Origin of the sequence: Mycobacterium sp. 1245852.3 (assembly GCF_001669335.1) — a bacterium.
GTDB lineage: Bacteria > Actinomycetota > Actinomycetes > Mycobacteriales > Mycobacteriaceae > Mycobacterium > Mycobacterium europaeum_A.
In genome coordinates this window covers 1-15137 of the sequence record NZ_LZLL01000633.1, presented here as the reverse complement: position 1 = coordinate 15137, position 15137 = coordinate 1, and the positions used below count along the sequence as shown (strand labels likewise).

Annotated in this window: 16 protein-coding genes, 1 tRNA gene and 2 pseudogenes; 6 read left to right on the top strand and 13 right to left on the bottom strand. The window is 67.8% G+C overall.

The window, feature by feature from the left end:
* Positions 1 to 71: 71 nt before the first annotated feature.
* Positions 72 to 593, bottom strand: a pseudogene (locus A9W96_RS33180) (hypothetical protein); the annotation flags it as partial.
* Here A9W96_RS33180 and A9W96_RS31095 point away from each other — a divergent pair.
* Together A9W96_RS31095 and A9W96_RS29650 are read left to right on the top strand one after the other, a co-directional pair.
* Positions 487 to 852, top strand: coding sequence for an MAP_0585 family protein (locus A9W96_RS31095; RefSeq protein ID WP_369830888.1), 366 nt, complete (start codon positions 487 to 489; stop codon positions 850 to 852). The pseudogene A9W96_RS33180 and the gene A9W96_RS31095 sit on opposite strands and share 107 nt — an antisense overlap.
* Positions 853 to 1008: 156 nt before the next feature.
* Positions 1009 to 1209: a hypothetical protein gene (locus A9W96_RS29650; protein ID WP_231999958.1), complete on the top strand. Its 201-nt coding sequence runs from the start codon at positions 1009 to 1011 to the stop codon at positions 1207 to 1209.
* Positions 1210 to 1218: 9 nt separating this feature from the next.
* Here the strand turns inward: A9W96_RS29650 and A9W96_RS29645 are convergent, their stop codons facing one another.
* Positions 1219 to 2169, bottom strand: a complete 951-nt coding sequence (locus tag A9W96_RS29645) for a lytic transglycosylase domain-containing protein (RefSeq protein WP_156748925.1) — start codon at positions 2167 to 2169, stop codon at positions 1219 to 1221.
* A 138-nt stretch (positions 2170 to 2307) separates the two neighbouring features.
* On the opposite strand from A9W96_RS29645, the gene A9W96_RS29640 reads away from it, so the two are divergent.
* On the top strand, positions 2308 to 3096 hold the full coding sequence (locus A9W96_RS29640; RefSeq protein WP_066864009.1) for a DUF732 domain-containing protein: 789 nt from the start codon (positions 2308 to 2310) through the stop codon (positions 3094 to 3096).
* A gap of 54 nt (positions 3097 to 3150) precedes the next feature.
* Here the strand turns inward: A9W96_RS29640 and A9W96_RS29635 are convergent, their stop codons facing one another.
* From A9W96_RS29635 to A9W96_RS29625, 3 genes are all read right to left on the bottom strand, one after another.
* Positions 3151 to 4365 (bottom strand): cytochrome P450, encoded by a 1215-nt coding sequence (locus A9W96_RS29635; protein WP_067144704.1) that lies wholly within the window; start codon positions 4363 to 4365, stop codon positions 3151 to 3153.
* Positions 4366 to 4651: 286 nt separating this feature from the next.
* Positions 4652 to 4723, bottom strand: a tRNA-Thr gene (locus A9W96_RS29630).
* A 28-nt stretch (positions 4724 to 4751) separates the two neighbouring features.
* Positions 4752 to 5468 (bottom strand): hypothetical protein, encoded by a 717-nt coding sequence (locus A9W96_RS29625; protein WP_067019336.1) that lies wholly within the window; start codon positions 5466 to 5468, stop codon positions 4752 to 4754.
* Between the two features lie 157 nt (positions 5469 to 5625).
* On the opposite strand from A9W96_RS29625, the gene phoP reads away from it, so the two are divergent.
* Both phoP and A9W96_RS29615 read left to right on the top strand, forming a co-directional pair.
* Positions 5626 to 6345 carry a two-component system response regulator PhoP gene (gene phoP, locus A9W96_RS29620; protein ID WP_066864000.1) on the top strand — a complete coding sequence of 240 codons (720 nt, stop codon included), beginning with the start codon at positions 5626 to 5628 and terminating at the stop codon, positions 6343 to 6345.
* Between the two features lie 39 nt (positions 6346 to 6384).
* The gene (locus A9W96_RS29615; protein WP_067144702.1) at positions 6385 to 7827 is read left to right on the top strand and encodes a cell wall metabolism sensor histidine kinase WalK; all 1443 of its coding nucleotides are present in this window, start codon (positions 6385 to 6387) and stop codon (positions 7825 to 7827) included.
* Here A9W96_RS29615 and A9W96_RS29610 read toward each other — a convergent pair.
* Entirely contained in the window at positions 7815 to 8219 is a 405-nt protein-coding gene (locus A9W96_RS29610; RefSeq protein WP_066863992.1) for an HIT family protein, read from the bottom strand. The genes A9W96_RS29615 and A9W96_RS29610 overlap by 13 nt on opposite strands.
* A 158-nt stretch (positions 8220 to 8377) precedes the next feature.
* Here A9W96_RS29610 and A9W96_RS29605 point away from each other — a divergent pair, with 158 nt between their 5' ends.
* The gene (locus A9W96_RS29605) at positions 8378 to 9034 is read left to right on the top strand and encodes a dihydrofolate reductase family protein (RefSeq protein WP_066864046.1); all 657 of its coding nucleotides are present in this window, start codon (positions 8378 to 8380) and stop codon (positions 9032 to 9034) included.
* Positions 9035 to 9061: 27 nt separating this feature from the next.
* Here A9W96_RS29605 and A9W96_RS29600 read toward each other — a convergent pair whose 3' ends face one another.
* From A9W96_RS29600 to A9W96_RS29570, 7 genes and pseudogenes are all read right to left on the bottom strand, one after another.
* Complete coding sequence (locus tag A9W96_RS29600; RefSeq protein WP_066863989.1) at positions 9062 to 9490, bottom strand: ketosteroid isomerase family protein; 429 nt, start codon at positions 9488 to 9490, stop codon at positions 9062 to 9064.
* Positions 9491 to 9506: 16 nt separating this feature from the next.
* Positions 9507 to 11561, bottom strand: coding sequence for an FAD-dependent oxidoreductase (locus A9W96_RS29595; RefSeq protein ID WP_067144700.1), 2055 nt, complete (start codon positions 11559 to 11561; stop codon positions 9507 to 9509).
* A gap of 24 nt (positions 11562 to 11585) precedes the next feature.
* Positions 11586 to 12713 carry an NDMA-dependent alcohol dehydrogenase gene (locus tag A9W96_RS29590; protein ID WP_066863983.1) on the bottom strand — a complete coding sequence of 376 codons (1128 nt, stop codon included), beginning with the start codon at positions 12711 to 12713 and terminating at the stop codon, positions 11586 to 11588.
* 144 nt (positions 12714 to 12857) lie between these two features.
* On the bottom strand, positions 12858 to 13412 hold the full coding sequence (locus A9W96_RS29585) for a hypothetical protein (protein ID WP_067144699.1): 555 nt from the start codon (positions 13410 to 13412) through the stop codon (positions 12858 to 12860).
* A 6-nt stretch (positions 13413 to 13418) separates the two neighbouring features.
* A complete protein-coding gene (locus A9W96_RS29580) occupies positions 13419 to 13628 on the bottom strand; it encodes a ferredoxin (RefSeq protein WP_066863977.1) in 210 nt (69 codons plus the stop codon).
* A 13-nt stretch (positions 13629 to 13641) separates the two neighbouring features.
* The gene (locus tag A9W96_RS29575; RefSeq protein ID WP_067144696.1) at positions 13642 to 14997 is read right to left on the bottom strand and encodes a cytochrome P450; all 1356 of its coding nucleotides are present in this window, start codon (positions 14995 to 14997) and stop codon (positions 13642 to 13644) included.
* Positions 14994 to 15137, bottom strand: a pseudogene (locus tag A9W96_RS29570) (short-chain dehydrogenase); the annotation flags it as partial. The gene A9W96_RS29575 and the pseudogene A9W96_RS29570, both read right to left, overlap by 4 nt.

Here is a 15137-nt window from a genome sequence, read left to right as displayed (position 1 = left end):
GCCGCACTGGGAGGGCCCGCCGCCTCCGGGGGGCTGGAACGGACCGCCGCCTCCAGGAGGCTGGAACCGGCCGTGGGCGGCGGGTTCAGCGCCTCGTACCGCTGCCTGTTGTTCGGCGGCGGGTTCTGGTTCGCCGGCGCGTTGTTCGGGCCGCCCTGCGCCGGCGGGTTCTGGCCGTGCTCGTTGGGCGGGTTGTTCTGCCCCGTCTGGGCCGGATACTGACCGTGCTGGTTGGGCTGCGGGGTGTTCTGTCCACCCTGCGGGGGGTTGTTCTGGCCGCCCTGCGGGGGGTTGTTCTGGCCGCCCTGCGGGGGGTTGTTCTGGCCACCCTGCGGCGGATTGTTCTGGCCGCCCTGCGGCGGATTGTTCTGACCGCCCTGCGGGGGGTTGTTCTGACCACCCTGCGGCGGATTGTTCTGACCGCCCTGCGGCGGATTGTTCTGACCGCCCTGCGCCGGTGGGCTGTTGTGGCCGCCCTGCGGCGGGTTGTCCTGCCCGCCCTGCGCCGGGGCGTTTCCGCCACCACCGCCAGGCTGGCCACCGGGGTGTCCGCCCGGTCCGCCGGGGTTGCCCCCGCCGCCGCGCCCGCATGGCTACGGCTGGAACGACGGCCCGGCTCCGGGCCACCCGCCGCCGCACTGGGAGGGCCCGCCGCCTCCGGGGGGCTGGAACGGACCGCCGCCTCCAGGAGGCTGGAACCGGCCGTGGGACGGTCCGCCTCGTGACTGGGATGCGGGACGGCGCGACTTCGGGCCGTTCAACTACAACACCTTTACCGTCGTGCCCGTCTTCAACTGGCAGTACGGGGGTTGGGGTTACTGGTTCTTCGGTGTCTGGGTGCCGCTGTACTGACCCGGCGCTGATCATCTGAACCGTCAGCGGGCGTTGCCGTAATCCGGCGCGCCCGCTGACGTATCTGCGGATCTTCGCCGCAGTGCGGCGGGAGAGCGCGCGTGGCAGGCTCCGGGGATGGACGTGAGAGAAAACGTTCGCCGAGCCATCGATGTCATGACGGCTTGGTCGTCCGACAGCGGCCACGAATTCACCTGGAGCCGCCTGGTCGAGAACGTGGTCGACGAGCCCGACGGCGACATGATGCTATTGATGGGCTTCGTCAATCTCGCCGGCGAGCTGGGGATCCGACTCGAGCGGGCCACCGGTCAGGATGTGGGATCGCACCTGCGAGACATTGCCCGCAAGTACGTCTAGCGCGTCGGTCTACTGCGGATGGGCCGCCACATAATCGGCGGCCGGGATCGGCGACGATGCGTCGTAACCGATGGGCAGTAACACGTCGCCCGCCGTCGTCAGGCAGTAGACGTCCCACCGGTAGAACGCGGCGAACGTCGCGGGATCAGCCGCGATCAGCGCCGCGTAATCGTCGACCGCGCGCACGTATTGGTTGGCATGGTTGTACCCGTAGATGGCGTGGTCGCGATCGGTGGCGAAGCCGTTGGCGGCCAGGTAGCGACCCGCCGCCAGGATGCTGTCATGCGGTGAGTGGATGTCGCCGCCCTGGCCGTAGCCGGCGAACGTCGACGGCAGGAACTGCATGGGTCCCTGCGCGCCGGCGGTGCTCGCGCCGACGATGCTGCCGAAGCGGGTCTCGACGAGGTTGATCGCGGCCAGGTAGTTCCAGCCGACGCCGGATTCGGCTTCCGCCTGGTGGTAGTAGTTCATCAGTTCGTCGGCCGGTGCCGGCGGCTCGATGCGCCACGCGGGCAAGGTTTCTCGCACCGGGGTCAGCGCTGTGAGTTGCCGGCGGGCGTCGACGTTGCGGTCGTAGACGTCGGTCAGCTCCGGCGGGATGCGCCCGCGTGTGGTGGCGTCCCATTCGGGGTGGCGCCCGATTGCGCGGTAGGCGGCCTGCTCGCGACGCGCCGCCGCCGTCAGCGCCGCGTCCGGTGTGCCCGGATCACGCAGCGCGCGTTCGTCGGCCACCAGGTCGTCCGCCAGCTGTGCCGGGTCCGACGCCAGGCGAGGCTGTGCACCGCCGGTCGTCCCCGCGTCGGCGGGCACCATCCGCGCCGGCGACGAGGCGGCCCGCGTCGTCGTGGCCGGGCCGGTGGCCGCCGGCGGATGCGACGCCGAACAGCCGACGAGCGCGAAGGCAATCGCGCCGACGACGAGCGGCCCGATGCGGTTACGGCTCACGGTGATCACGTCCATCCCTTGCCTCGAATCCCACGGCTACGGCTGGCCGGCTCAACCGAGTCTTTCGCATGAGGGGCTGTGACATCAATGCGGTGGCGGCCATCTGCTTATCGGGAGTTGTAACAACGGCGCGACGCTCTCAAACTGGTTGATATGCGCGACCGCGAGAAGATCGATTCGGAATTGCGGCTCATCGCGCTGCGGCGCCAACAGATCCGCGAGCAGGGCGGTCAGCTGTCGTCGCATGAGGCCGACCAACTGCTCGACGAAATCCTGGCCCAGGGGGCGGGGACGCCCGAGGTCGCCGCGTTCGACGCCTGGGAGAGCGAGGTCGCCGGCGCCGTCCGGTCTCGGGAGAGCGAAGTCCGCGCCATCGCAGCGCGGCGACGGAAGGTCGCCGCGCTGCGCCGCCTGGGTCTGTTCGCGGCCTTACCGCTGTCCCTGGTGGCCGTCGTCGCCGCGGTGGTGGTGATGTTCGCGCTGCGCCACCACGATTCGGCGGCCCAGCCGGAGGACACCCCGCCCGCGGCCGCGCCCGCCCCGCCCGTGGCGCCGAAGGCGTCCGCCCCGGCGATCGGCGCCGTCGACGCGGCCTTCATCGGCGCGCTGAAGCGCGAGGGGGTGCCCGTTCCCAGCCAGGACTACGTGCTGAGCCAAGGGCACGCGGTGTGCGACTTTTTGGCGCACCAACCGAACTTCGCGGACGCGGCCGGGTTCGTGCAGCGCAGGTCGGTCTGGGACGCGGATCAAAGCGCGAAGGTCACCGCGGGCGCCATCGTCGCGTACTGCCCGCAGTCGCGACCCACCGCACCGGACCCGACGCAGCCGGACTATCAGAAATCGTTGTCCGATCTACAGGACATCCAACGGGATCTGCAGGGCATCCAGGGGAAGCTGCAGGACATTCAAGGCGGTCTGGACGCCATCCCGGGTCAGCCGTAATCCGGGTCACGCAAGCGTCGCGGTTACCGACACGCTCGTTGGCCGGGAGCGAGTTCAGACGGCGATGGTGAGCTTCGACATGCCGCGCAGCGTGACATTCGGCTTGTACAGCGGCTCACCAGCAAGACGTGCGCAAGGGAAGCGCGATGTCACCGCCGTCAACGCGATCGACGCTTCGAGCCGGGCCAGCGGCGCGCCGAGGCAGAAGGACGGACCGTGCCCGAACGCCAAGTGGTGAATAGTTTCTCGATCAGGGTCGAACTCGTCGGGCCTCTCGATGACGTCGGGGTCGCGTTGGGCGGCGGCCTGCAACAACAGCATGATCCCACCTTTCGAAACCGGGGCATCGCCGATCGTCATGTCCTCACCCGCGATCCGGGCCATCAGCTGGTTCGGTGGGTCGTACCGCAGCGTCTCCTCTATCACCGCTGACACCCGCCCCGGGTTGGCGCCCAGTGCGGTCCACTGGCCCGGATGACGCAGCATCGCAAGGATCGCGTTGGCGATGAGGTTCACTGTGGTCTCATGCCCGGCGATGAGTATCAGAGCGCAGGCCGCGATGATCTCCTCCTCCGTGAGCTGGTCACCGCACTTCTCAACAGCGATCAATGCGGATATCAGGTCCTCACCGGGCGCACGGCGGCGTTGCTGGATCAGGTTGTGCAGGTATTCGTGCAGCCACAGTCCTGCCCGCTTCCGTTCGTCGGACGCGGCCGGGTCGCGGGAGAACGTGATGAACGGGTCGACCAGTCGCGCCAGCGGCGCCGCCGCCCGGCTGAACTCCGGCTCGTCCTCGATCGGCACGCCCAGCAGCCGGCAGATCACCGCCACGGGTAGTGGGTAGGCCAGATCGGCGATCACGTCGAAAGTGCCCGTGGCCTCAACATCGTCAAGGAGGGAAGACACCAGCCCGCTGATTTCTGGTTCGAGCGCCATGACAACCTTCGGTGCGAAGGCCTTGCCGACGAGCTGGCGCAACCGGGCGTGATCCGGCGGGGCGAGGGACAGAAAGCCCGTTTCGCCGAACGGCCGCCGCTGGGCACCGGCAGCGATCTCTTGCCGTGCGAACATGATCCCGGTGGCCGACGCGGGGTGCCGTAGCACCTGGTTGCAGTCCCGGAACGAACCGAACACCGTGAGGTTGGCCGAGGGGACATGCAGCGGTCCATGCTCTCGGAGCTCACGGTAGACGGGATACGGGTTCACCCGTGTCGACGGGCGAAGGAGCCGCAGCAGCAAGGCTCGTGGCGCAGTCGCAGCAGCCGTCATCCTGACAACCCCCCCGGGTTACGTTTATCAGGCCGACTTTTTGACCCCCCTCGCTGGCTAGGCGGCCGATAGAGAATGGCATTTTATTTGCTAACCAACGATTAGTCGCTTCATATCACGGCCATCGCGCGTGTACTCGGAATACGCGGCATCTCAGTCAAAATAGAGTGTTCTCACAGCTTTCCCGTGGTGGTCGGTCGCCTATTGGCTGATCGCCGCAACGACCTTCGACCTGGACGCTTTGTTCGACTCCAATTTGGCTGCTCTGGCGGAGCGACTCAGTGGGAGCCCCCTGTCAGGATTGAACTGACGACCGCTCGCTTACAAGGCGAGTGCTCTACCACTGAGCTAAGGAGGCGGGGTAAAACCGTGCCCAGCCTAATCGGTCACTGGTCGCTGTCGATCACACGTGCGGAGCGCACCGCCCGCGACGACGGGCGCCGCCGGCCGGGCAGCGGAATCCGGTCGGCGATGTTGCTCAGCGGGTTGACCACCATGGTGAGCGCGATGACGGCGTCCTGCAGCGTGGCGATGGCGGGCTCGAGCGCCTCCATGCCCGGCGTGAGCCGCGCCAGGGTGTCGGCGACGTCGGCGAGTTGATCCAGCGGTCCGTTCTTCGCGGTCAGCTTGTCGACCAGCCCGCCCTCGGCCAGCAGCCGGTCGGCCAGCCCGTCCTCGGCCAGCAGCCGCTCGATCAGCCCCTCCTCGGCGACCAGCTGATCGGCCAACCCGCCGGGCTGCAGGGTGCGGTGCAGGGCGCCGCCCTCGGCGGTCAGCCGGTCCAGCAACCCACCCTCCGAGGTCAGCAGGTCGACCACCCCGCCCGGGCGCAGCAAGCGATCGATCGGGCCGTCCGGGGCCACCGCCCGGCCCAGCGGGGCGTCGTCGTCGAGCAGCCTGGCCAGCCGGTTGGCCCGCATGATCGCGTCGTCGATCCCCAGCATGGACGTCATCGCGTTGGTGCCGGCGGTCCCGCCGTCGCCCAGGGCTCGCTTCGCCACGCCGACGGCGGTGCTCGCGACGCTCAGGCTCGCATCGGCGGCGGCCAACCCGACCCGGGCGGGCGCCGTCGCGGCCGACACGATGCTTCTGGCGAGGTTCATTCCTCGAGTCTATTCGCGACGCAAGCTGGGCAAGCCCGTCACGTCCCAAGGCAATGCGATGATTCCTGGCAGACTACTATCAGACGGTTGGCACTGAGCTTTCAGGAAGTACACAACCTTCGCATGGCAAACGTTCAGCAAGGGACAGAAGCATCTGATGACATCGGCAACCCCCAACGACACTAAACCGGAGGCTCGCGTCCTCGTGGTCGACGACGAAGCCAACATCGTCGAGCTGCTCTCGGTCAGTCTGAAATTCCAGGGTTTCGAGGTCTACACCGCAACCAATGGCGCCCAGGCCCTCGATCGGGCGCGCGAGGCCCGGCCCGACGCGGTCATCCTCGACGTGATGATGCCGGGCATGGACGGGTTCGGCGTGCTGCGCCGGCTGCGCGCCGACGGCATCGACGCCCCCGCCCTGTTTCTCACCGCCCGGGATTCCCTGCAGGACAAGATCGCCGGCCTGACGCTGGGCGGCGACGACTACGTGACGAAGCCGTTCAGCCTCGAGGAGGTCGTCGCCCGGTTGCGGGTCATCCTTCGCCGCGCCGGCAAGGGCGGGGCCGAACCGCGCAGCGCTCGACTGTCTTTCGCCGACATCGAACTCGACGAAGAAACCCACGAGGTGTGGAAGGCCGGGCAACCGGTGTCGCTGTCGCCGACCGAATTCACGCTGCTGCGTTACTTTGTGATCAACGCCGGCACGGTGTTGAGCAAGCCGAAGATCCTCGACCACGTGTGGCGTTACGACTTCGGAGGTGACGTCAATGTCGTCGAGTCCTACGTGTCGTACCTGCGTCGCAAGATCGACACCGGCGAGAAGCGGCTGCTGCACACCCTGCGCGGAGTCGGTTACGTATTGCGGGAACCGCGCTGAGCCCGCCCGCGGCCGGCGGCGGTAGAAGAAGTTAGGTAGATGGTCACGAAGCCTCGACGCGGATTGCCCCTTCGGATAGGGCTCGTCGCCGCCACCCTGGCGCTGGTCGCCTGCGGCCTCGCCGTGTCCGGCATCGCGGTGACGTCGATCCTGCGGCACAGCCTGGTCAGCCGCATCGACTCCACGCTGCTCGACGCGTCGCGGGGCTGGGCGCAGAACCCGCGGCGGCAGTCGCCGCCGCCGTACGAAGGTCCCGACCCGGGCCGGCCGCCGTCGAAGTTCTACGTCCGCGGCGTCAGCATGGACGGGACCCCGTTCACCGCGATCAACGACCGCAACGCCGAACCGGCCTTACCGCCCAACAGCGACGTCGGCCCCAATCCGACGACGTTGCCGTCGGTGAACGGCTCGGACATCCAATGGCGGGCCGTCTCGGTGCACGGCCCGCACGGGCTGACGACCGTCGCGATCGACCTGTCCGACGTCCAGCACACGGTCAGCTCGCTGGTCTGGCTGCAGATGGGCATCGGGGTGGCGGTGCTGGTCGTGGTCGGGATCGCCAGCTTCGCGGTGGTGCAGCGCAGCCTGCGGCCGCTGGCCGAGGTCGAGCAGACTGCCGCGGCGATCGCCTCGGGCCAACTGGATCGCCGTGTGCCAGAACGTGATCCGCGCACCGAGGTGGGCCGGCTCTCGCTCGCGCTCAACGGCATGTTGGCGCAGATTCAGCAGGCGCTGGCGTCCTCGGAGTCCTCAGCCGAGAAGGCGCGCGGCTCCGAGGACCGGATGCGGCGCTTCATCACCGACGCCAGCCACGAACTGCGCACCCCGCTGACGACCATCCGCGGCTTCGCCGAGCTGTATCGCCAGGGCGCCGCGCGCGACGTCGCGATGCTGTTGTCGCGGATCGAAAGCGAGGCCTCCCGGATGGGCCTGCTGGTCGACGACCTGCTGCTCCTGGCCCGCCTCGATGTGCAACGACCGCTCGAACACCACCGGGTGGATCTGCTGGCGCTGGCCAGCGATGCCGTGCACGACGGGCAGGCGATGGACCCCAAGCGCACCATCACCATGGAGGTCCTGGACGGGCCCGGCACCCCGGAGGTGCTCGGTGACGAGGCGCGGATACGGCAGGTGTTGAGCAACCTGATCGCCAACGCGTTGCAGCACACCCCGGAAAGCGCCGACGTCACCGTGCGGGTCGGCACCGACGGCGCGGACGCCGTGCTCGAAGTGCTGGACCAGGGTCCCGGCATGAACCAGGAGGACGCGTCGCGCGTGTTCGAGCGGTTCTACCGGACCGACTCGTCGCGCGCCCGCGCCAGCGGCGGTACCGGGCTGGGACTATCCATCGTCGACTCCTTGGTGCGCGCGCACGGCGGCGTGGTCAGCGTGACCACCGCGCCCGGCGAGGGCTGCCGCTTCCGGGTGACGCTGCCGCGCATCAGTGACGTGCCGGCGCACGAGCCCGTTCACGTCAACTGAGCCAGCGCCGCCTTGATCTTGGCCTGGGCCTCGTCCAGCGATTCCGCGGACGGGTTACGGTCGACTCCCGCGAAGCCGAAGTCGCTGAGGCTGCGAGTGGGAAAGACGTGCACGTGCAGGTGCGGCACCTCGAGCCCGGCGATGATCAGGCCGGACCGCTCGGTCCTGAACGCCTTGCACACCGCCTTACCGATCAGCTGGCTCACGGCCATGACCCGTGCGAAGGCCGGTCCGTCGACGTCCTGCCAATTGTCGAGCTCGGCGCGCGGCACCACGAGCGTATGGCCCTGCGTCATGGGCTCGATCGTGAGGAATGCGACGACGTCGTCGTCCTCGTAGACGAAGCGGCCGGGAAGTTCACGATTGATGATCTTGGTGAAGATCGACGCCATGGGCCCAGCATAGGTGCGCCGACATTGCGCCAGCGGCTGTGGTCGCCCGCGCGCCACGCGCCGCAAAGCGACCTCGGCGACGTACCGATGAGTTCGGCCGCCGTCTCGGGTCAATCCTGCGACGCCCCACAACGCGGATGGATTCAGGAGACCTCACCATGTCACGAGTGCGCGTGCACAACTTTTCGATTTCCCTCGACGGCTTCGGTACCGGTATCGGCCAAAGCATGGACGCGCCGTTCGGGCACGCCGGCGGACGGCTACACGAGTGGTTCTTCGCCACGCGGACCTTCCGCGCCATGCACGGCGAGTCGGGCGGGGCCACCGGCATCGACGACGCCCTGGCCAGCCAATGGGCGCCGGGCATCGGCGCGGAAATCATGGGACGCAACAAGTTCGGGCCGCAGCGCGGACCATGGACCGGCCAAGACGGCGGCGAGGAATGGAAAGGCTGGTGGGGCTCCGAGCCGCCTTTTCACACACCGGTCTTCGTGCTCACGCACCACCCACGACCCCCGATCGAGATGGACGGCGGCACCACCTTCCACTTCGTCGACGCCGGTCCCAGGCAATCCCTCGAGTTAGCCCGAAAAGCCGCCGGGGACAGCGACATTCGCCTGGGCGGGGGACCGTCGAGCGTCCGCCAATTCCTCGAAGCCGATCTCGTCGACCACATGCACATCGCGGTGGTGCCGATCATCTTGGGGCGCGGCGAGTCGTTGTGGACCGGGCTGGAAGGCCTCGAACAGCGATTCGACCTAGAGTCGGTGAGCAGCCCCAGCGGCGTCACGCATCTGATCTTCACGCGCCGCTAGGAAGATCGCCGCGGCTCGAGTGACGACTCAGTCCTGTTTGCCGAACTGCATCATGTCCAGGTTCCAGTAGCCGCGCATGTTGGTGATCAGTCCCGCGTCGTTGACCTTGTAGGTGAACACGCCGCGCACCGAGCTGGTGAAGCCGCCGTCGAACTTGCTGTTGAGCACCAGGATGTGGGCGATCTCGTCGGGTGAACTCGACGGGAAGGTCTCCTCGCAGGTGATCGAGAGCTGGTTGGCGGCGATGTTGCTGTCGAAGAACGCGCCGACGGCCTCCTTGCCGCGCACCCCGGTGCCGTCGGGATTGGTGACGGACTTGCCGATCGGGTCCTCGATGACGACGTCGTCGGACATCAGCGCCAGCCACCCCTCGCGGTCGTGCGCCTGCACGCACCGCCACGACGACTGCGACGCGGTCAGGGCCGGGGACGCCTGGGATTGCTCGGTTTCGGTCATTTCTGTTCTCCTGTCACTAGATTGCGCACGCGGCACGCGCGCCTTCCTCGGTGGCTTTGCGGATCAGGCCCAGCCCGGTGCAGTCACCGGCGGCGTGCACCTCGGCGTCGGGCAGGGCGTCGACCAGGGCGTCGAACAGCGCGGTGTCCGGCTCGACCGTGCCGGCCAGCACGACGCTGTCGGCGGCCAGGCGCCGGATGGTTCCCCCGTCGGGGGTGAACTCCACCGCATCGGCGGTGATGCGTTCGGTAACGGCGCGCACGTGCACGGTGACGCCCAGCCGGTCGAGACGATCCATGTGTTCGGTCTTGCGTTTATTGCCCACCTCGGGCGCGATGTCCTTGCCGGCCTCCAGGATGGCCACCAACCGGCCCCGGCCGGCAAGGAATTCCGCCAATTCCAGGGCGACCAGGTCACCGCCGACGATGACCACGCGCCGCCCGAGCGGCATCCAGGCCCGGCTGGCCAGTCGGATCGCGGCCGGCCGCAGCAGCCGCTGCCGCCGGCCGGACAACACAGCGGCGCCGAGGCGCTGCCAGGCCGGCGCGCCGGATTGGGCACGGCCACCTAGCAATTCGCGCAGCCCGGGCCCGGTGTGCACGTGCGCGCGATCGGCGCCGGGGATCGGCGGCACGACGACACGGCCACCGGTGGCCACGATCACCGCATCCGGTGCGGACGCGACGACGTCGCCGGCCGAAACACTATGGCCTGGATGAATTTTGGCCCGGCTCGCCCTGAGCTCGTCGCACAGGTACCGCAGGAACGGCTGGTTTTCCGGGTGCAGCACCGAGGCCCAGCGCAGCGCGCCGCCCAGCTGCGCACTGCGCTCGAACAGCGTGACGCGGTGGCCGCGTTCGGCGGCGACGCGCGCGGCCTCCAGCCCCGCCGGGCCACCGCCGATCACCACCACCCGTTTCGCGCGGTCGGCGCGGGCCGCCGCCAATTGCCGTTCCTTGCCGGTGCGCGGATTGACCGCGCAATCGACCGAGAAGCGCTGTTCCATTGCGTCGATGCAGTTTTCGCACGAGATGCACCTGCGGACCCGGTGCGCCTGGCCGGACGAGATCTTGCGGGGCAGGTCGGGGTCGGCCAGCAGCGGGCGTCCCATGGCGATGAAATCGGCACGGCCGTCGGCCAGGATCCGTTCGGCGCGCACGGGGTCGTGGATGCGGCCGACGGCGATCACCGGCACGTCGACCACCTGCTTGACCGCGGCCGCGGCACCGACGTTGAGCTCGTCGCCGTCGTCGGCGCCGTTGACCATGCCGGTGACCAGCCGATCGATTACCCCGCCGCTGACGTGGAACGCGTCAACCCCGGCGGCGACGAGTTCGGGTGCCAGCCGGGCGGTTTCGTAGATGGCCCGGCCGCCGGCGACGCGTTCGTACCCGGAGATGCGCAGCGTGATCGGCAGGGCGTCGCCGATCTCGGAGCGGATCGCGGCCAGCGCCTTGAGCACCACCCGCGCCCGGCCGCGCGCCGAGTCACCGCGGTACTCGTCGGTGCGCCGATTGCGTTGCGGCGCAAGGAAGGAGCCCAGCAGCATGTAGCCGTGCGCGGCGTGCAGCTCGATGCCGTCGTAGCCGGCCTCGACGGCGCGCCGGGCCGCGGCCTTGAACAGATCGAACACCTGGGTCAGTTGCCGCGCGCTGATCTCGGCCGACGGGCGCCCGGTGAGGTAGGACGGGATCACCGACGGGCCCAGCGACTCGACACCGAAGATCTCCGGTCCCAAGCCGTCGGGCCCGGCGTGCACGATCTGGGGCTGGATCTTGGCGCCGTGCTCGTGCACCGCCTCCACCAGCGCCCGATGCGCGGCGACGGCATCATCGGTGGACAGATGCAAGCCGCCGGGAGTCTCGGGGTGGTGATGGTCAACCCCGGTGGCGCCCAACGTGATCAGCCCGACACCGCCGCGGGCGCGGGCCGCGAAGTAATCGCGGGTGCGCTGCGACGGCAGCCCGTCCGGGGTGCCGTACATCGTCTCCATCGGAGACATGACCAGGCGGTTGCGCACGCTCATGGCGCCGATGCGTCCCGGCGCCATGAGGTGGCCGAAGCCGGTCACTGAGCGGACGCGGCTGACAAGTGGTTACCGGTCGGCGTCGGTGAACCGGATGACGCCGCGAATGTTCTTGCCGTCCAGCATGTCCTGGTAGCCGTCGTTGATCTGCTCCAGCTTGTACTGGCGGGTGATCATGTCGTCCAGGTTCAGCTTGCCGGCCTTGTACATCGACAGCAGCTGCGGGATGTCGTACTGCGGATTGCCGCCACCGAAGATGGTGCCCTGCAGGTTCTTCTGCATCAGGGTCAGCATCGCCAGGTTCAGGTTGACGTTGGTGTCCAGCAGGCTGCCGATGGCGGTCAGCACGCAGGTGCCGCCCTTCTGGGTGATGTTCAGGTAGTTGTCGACGTCGGCGCCCTGCAGCTCGCCCACGGTGACCACGACCTTGTGGGCCATCAGGCCGTAGGTGACCTCGGCCATGCCCGCCATCGCCGCGAAGATGTCGGGGTAGACGTGGGTGGCGCCGAACTTCAGCGCCTGGTCGCGCTTCCACTCGACCGGGTCGATCGCGAAGATGTAGCGGGCGCCGGCGTTGACGGCTCCCTGCAGCGCCGCCATGCCCACCCCGCCGACGCCGACGATGGCGACGTCCTGGCCTGGGCGGATGTCAGCGGTGCGGACCGACGAGCCGTAACCGGTGGTGACGCCGCAGCCGACCAGCGCGGCGACCTCGAACGGGACCGACGGGTCGATCTTCACCACCGAGCTGCGGTGCACGACCATGTAGGGGGAGAACGTTCCCAGCAGCGTCATGGGGTAGACGTTCTGGCCGCGGGCCTGGATGCGGAAGGTGCCGTCGGACACCGCGGCGCCGCCCAGCAGGCCGGCGCCCAGGTCGCAGAGGTTGCGCATGCCGGCCTGACAGGTCGGACACTGCCCACACGACGGGATGAACGACAGCACGACGTGGTCACCCGGGGCGATGTCGTCCACGCCGGGACCGACCTCGGTGACGATGCCCGCGCCTTCGTGGCCGCCGAGCACCGGGAAACCGGCCATCGGGATGCCCCCGGTGACCAGGTGATGGTCGGAGTGGCACATGCCCGCCGCTTCCATCTGGATCTTGACCTCATGCGCTTGCGGGTCGCCGATCTCGATTTCCTCGATAGACCAGGGCTGGTTGAACTCCCAGATCAGTGCGCCTTTTGTCTTCACGATGGTCCTGACCCCATTTCGCCTTTGAATTGATCAGAGCTGACCGGCCCCTTCATGCCGGCCAGCTAGGTGACGAGTGCCACAGGCACCCTTGTCGCGTCAGCATAGCGCGTGCAACAAATCAAATGCTTGGTTGGCTCCCCCTCACCAGATGGGGACGGGAGCCTCGCCAAGCGGGTAGTAGCCGGGCAGCTTTTCCCCGGCGACGCTGCGCTCGATGCGCTTCTGCATGCCGTCGCTCAGATCCCCGGACTCGATGAGCTTGCCGAACATGTACGCGACGTGGCCGAAGTCGAAGAAGTCGCGCTGCCACTCGATGAGCCGGTGCTCGTTGAGTCGGAACCAGCTGCCCCCGATGCCGTAGATCTCGTCCCGGGTGCCATCGTTCTTGTTGACGATCTGCTTCCAGAAGCCGACGATCTCGCCCTGCTTCTCGTCGATGAGCACCTTCTGGTATTCGTACACCCAGTTCTCCAGCCCCTCCATCTCCAGGCCGAGCGCGATGTCGCGGATCTCGTCGATCCCGACGCACATCACGTCCTCCTTGGGGCCGATGTTCCAGCCGTAGGTGGCGTCTTGGGTGTAGAAGTCGGCCAACGGCCGCCAGTCACCGGCCTTTTCGCAGTCCTTGTTGGCCTGCAGCCAGCGGTCGACCCATGCCTCGAGGTCTTCGCGTGAGTGTGACGTCTTGGAAGTCATGGGTCCTCAGTCTTCTTTCTCTTTGATGAACAGTGCTTGCGTGGGACACATATCGACCGCGCGCTCAACCTCGTCGCGGGCGTCCTCGGGCGGTTCGGGGTCGACGATCTCGACCTTGCCCCGCTTGGGCACCCGGAAGTAGTCCGGCGCCTCCAGTTCGCACATGGCGTGGCCCTGACACAAATCCAGATCCGCTTCGATCCTGAATCCGCCCATTGGACTTACTCCCTTACGCGCTGCGCTTGCGGTAGCGCACCTTGGCCGGGCGCGCGAGCTGCACCACCATCTTGGAGTGATCGTTGTGATAGCTGTCTGCCGGCTGGGCCATCTCAAAGTCGTACTCGCGCAACAGGACCGAAAAGATCGCCTTGATCTGCATCTGGGCGAACGCGGCGCCGACGCAGCGGTGCCGGCCCGCGCCGAAGGGAATCCAGGTCCACCGGTTGACGATGTCGGCCTGCTCGGGCTTGTTGTAGCGGTCGGGCTTGAACGCGTCCGGGTCGGGAAAGTCCTCGGGGATCCGGTTGGAGATCGCCGGGGAGGCCGCGACGTAATCACCGGTGTGAATGGGAAAGCCCTCGACCTCGAACTCGCCCTTGGCGACGCGCATCAGGATGATCAGCGGCGGGTGCAGGCGCAAGGTTTCCTTGACCACGTTGTCCAGCTTCGGAATCGAGCGCAGCGCATGGAAACTCACCTCCTGGCCGTCGGCGTAGAGCTCCTCGAGCTCGGCCAGCACCTCGGCGTACACCTCGGGATGGCGGATCAACTCGATCAACGTCCAGGCCGAGGTCCCCGAACTGGTGTGGTGCCCGGCGAACATCAGCGAGATGAACATCCCGGTGACCTCGTCGGCGGAGAACCGGGGCCGGCCGTCCTCGTCCTTGATCGAGACCAGCACGTCGAGCATGTCGCGGTCGGCCTTGTCCTTCGGCGGGTTGGCCAGCCGCTGATCCATGATTTCTTGCACCAGCGCAACCAGTTTCACGCGCGCCTCGTCGCGGCGCCGGAAGCTGTCGATCGGCAGGTAGGGGTCGACGTAGCACAGCGGGTCGGTGCCGCGTTCCAGCTCGTGGTAGTACTCGGCGAACCGGTGGTCGAGCTGCTCACGAAACTTCAGCCCGATCAGACACGCGGTCGAGGTGTAGATGGTCAGCTCGGCGAAGAAGTCGAGCAGCTCGATCTCGCCCTCGTCGCCCCAGTCGGCGATCATCTTCTTGACTTCGCCCTCGATGGTGGCCGCGTGCCCCTTCATCTGCTCGCCGCGCAGCGCCGAGTTGTGCAGCATCTCCTTGCGCCGCTCCGGGCTGGCGTCGAACACGACGCCCTTGCCGAAGATCGGCGTCATGAACGGATACGCCTCGGCCTGGTCGAGGTCCTCGTCGGCGGAGCGGAAGAAGAACTCGTTGGCGCCGGCACCGGACAGCAGGATGACGTGCTTGTCGACCAGTTGGAACCAGCCGACGTCCCCGCATTCCTCGCGGACGCGCTTCATCAAACCGATTGGGTCGGTGCGGAATTCCTCGAGGTGGCCGTGCTCTTCCTCGCCGCCGGAAACCCGGGGCACCGTAGCTGTTGTGGTCATGACGGCATCCCCTCTTCGCCGAGCGCGAGTTTCTGGCGGTCTTTGTTGTCGGCCAGCGGTGCTTCGGGCTGAAGCTCCATGTTGGCGATGAAGCCACCGCGCGGCGTCTCGGCGACGAACGTGATGGCGCGTCCCAAGTC

Bases quoted from the DNA above. Each gene is read 5' to 3' on its own strand.
- A9W96_RS29650 (WP_231999958.1), top strand. From the start codon at position 1,009: ATGACGGCTTGGTCGTCCGACAGCGGCCACGAATTCACCTGGAGCCGC.
- A9W96_RS29645 (WP_156748925.1), bottom strand. From the start codon at position 2,169: ATGGACGTGATCACCGTGAGCCGTAACCGCATCGGGCCGCTCGTCGTC.
- A9W96_RS29640 (WP_066864009.1), top strand. From the start codon at position 2,308: ATGCGCGACCGCGAGAAGATCGATTCGGAATTGCGGCTCATCGCGCTG.
- A9W96_RS29635 (WP_067144704.1), bottom strand. From the start codon at position 4,365: ATGACGGCTGCTGCGACTGCGCCACGAGCCTTGCTGCTGCGGCTCCTT.
- A9W96_RS29625 (WP_067019336.1), bottom strand. From the start codon at position 5,468: ATGAACCTCGCCAGAAGCATCGTGTCGGCCGCGACGGCGCCCGCCCGG.
- phoP (WP_066864000.1), top strand. From the start codon at position 5,626: ATGACATCGGCAACCCCCAACGACACTAAACCGGAGGCTCGCGTCCTC.
- A9W96_RS29615 (WP_067144702.1), top strand. From the start codon at position 6,385: ATGGTCACGAAGCCTCGACGCGGATTGCCCCTTCGGATAGGGCTCGTC.
- A9W96_RS29610 (WP_066863992.1), bottom strand. From the start codon at position 8,219: ATGGCGTCGATCTTCACCAAGATCATCAATCGTGAACTTCCCGGCCGC.
- A9W96_RS29605 (WP_066864046.1), top strand. From the start codon at position 8,378: ATGTCACGAGTGCGCGTGCACAACTTTTCGATTTCCCTCGACGGCTTC.
- A9W96_RS29600 (WP_066863989.1), bottom strand. From the start codon at position 9,490: ATGACCGAAACCGAGCAATCCCAGGCGTCCCCGGCCCTGACCGCGTCG.
- A9W96_RS29585 (WP_067144699.1), bottom strand. From the start codon at position 13,412: ATGACTTCCAAGACGTCACACTCACGCGAAGACCTCGAGGCATGGGTC.
- A9W96_RS29580 (WP_066863977.1), bottom strand. From the start codon at position 13,628: ATGGGCGGATTCAGGATCGAAGCGGATCTGGATTTGTGTCAGGGCCAC.
- A9W96_RS29575 (WP_067144696.1), bottom strand. From the start codon at position 14,997: ATGACCACAACAGCTACGGTGCCCCGGGTTTCCGGCGGCGAGGAAGAG.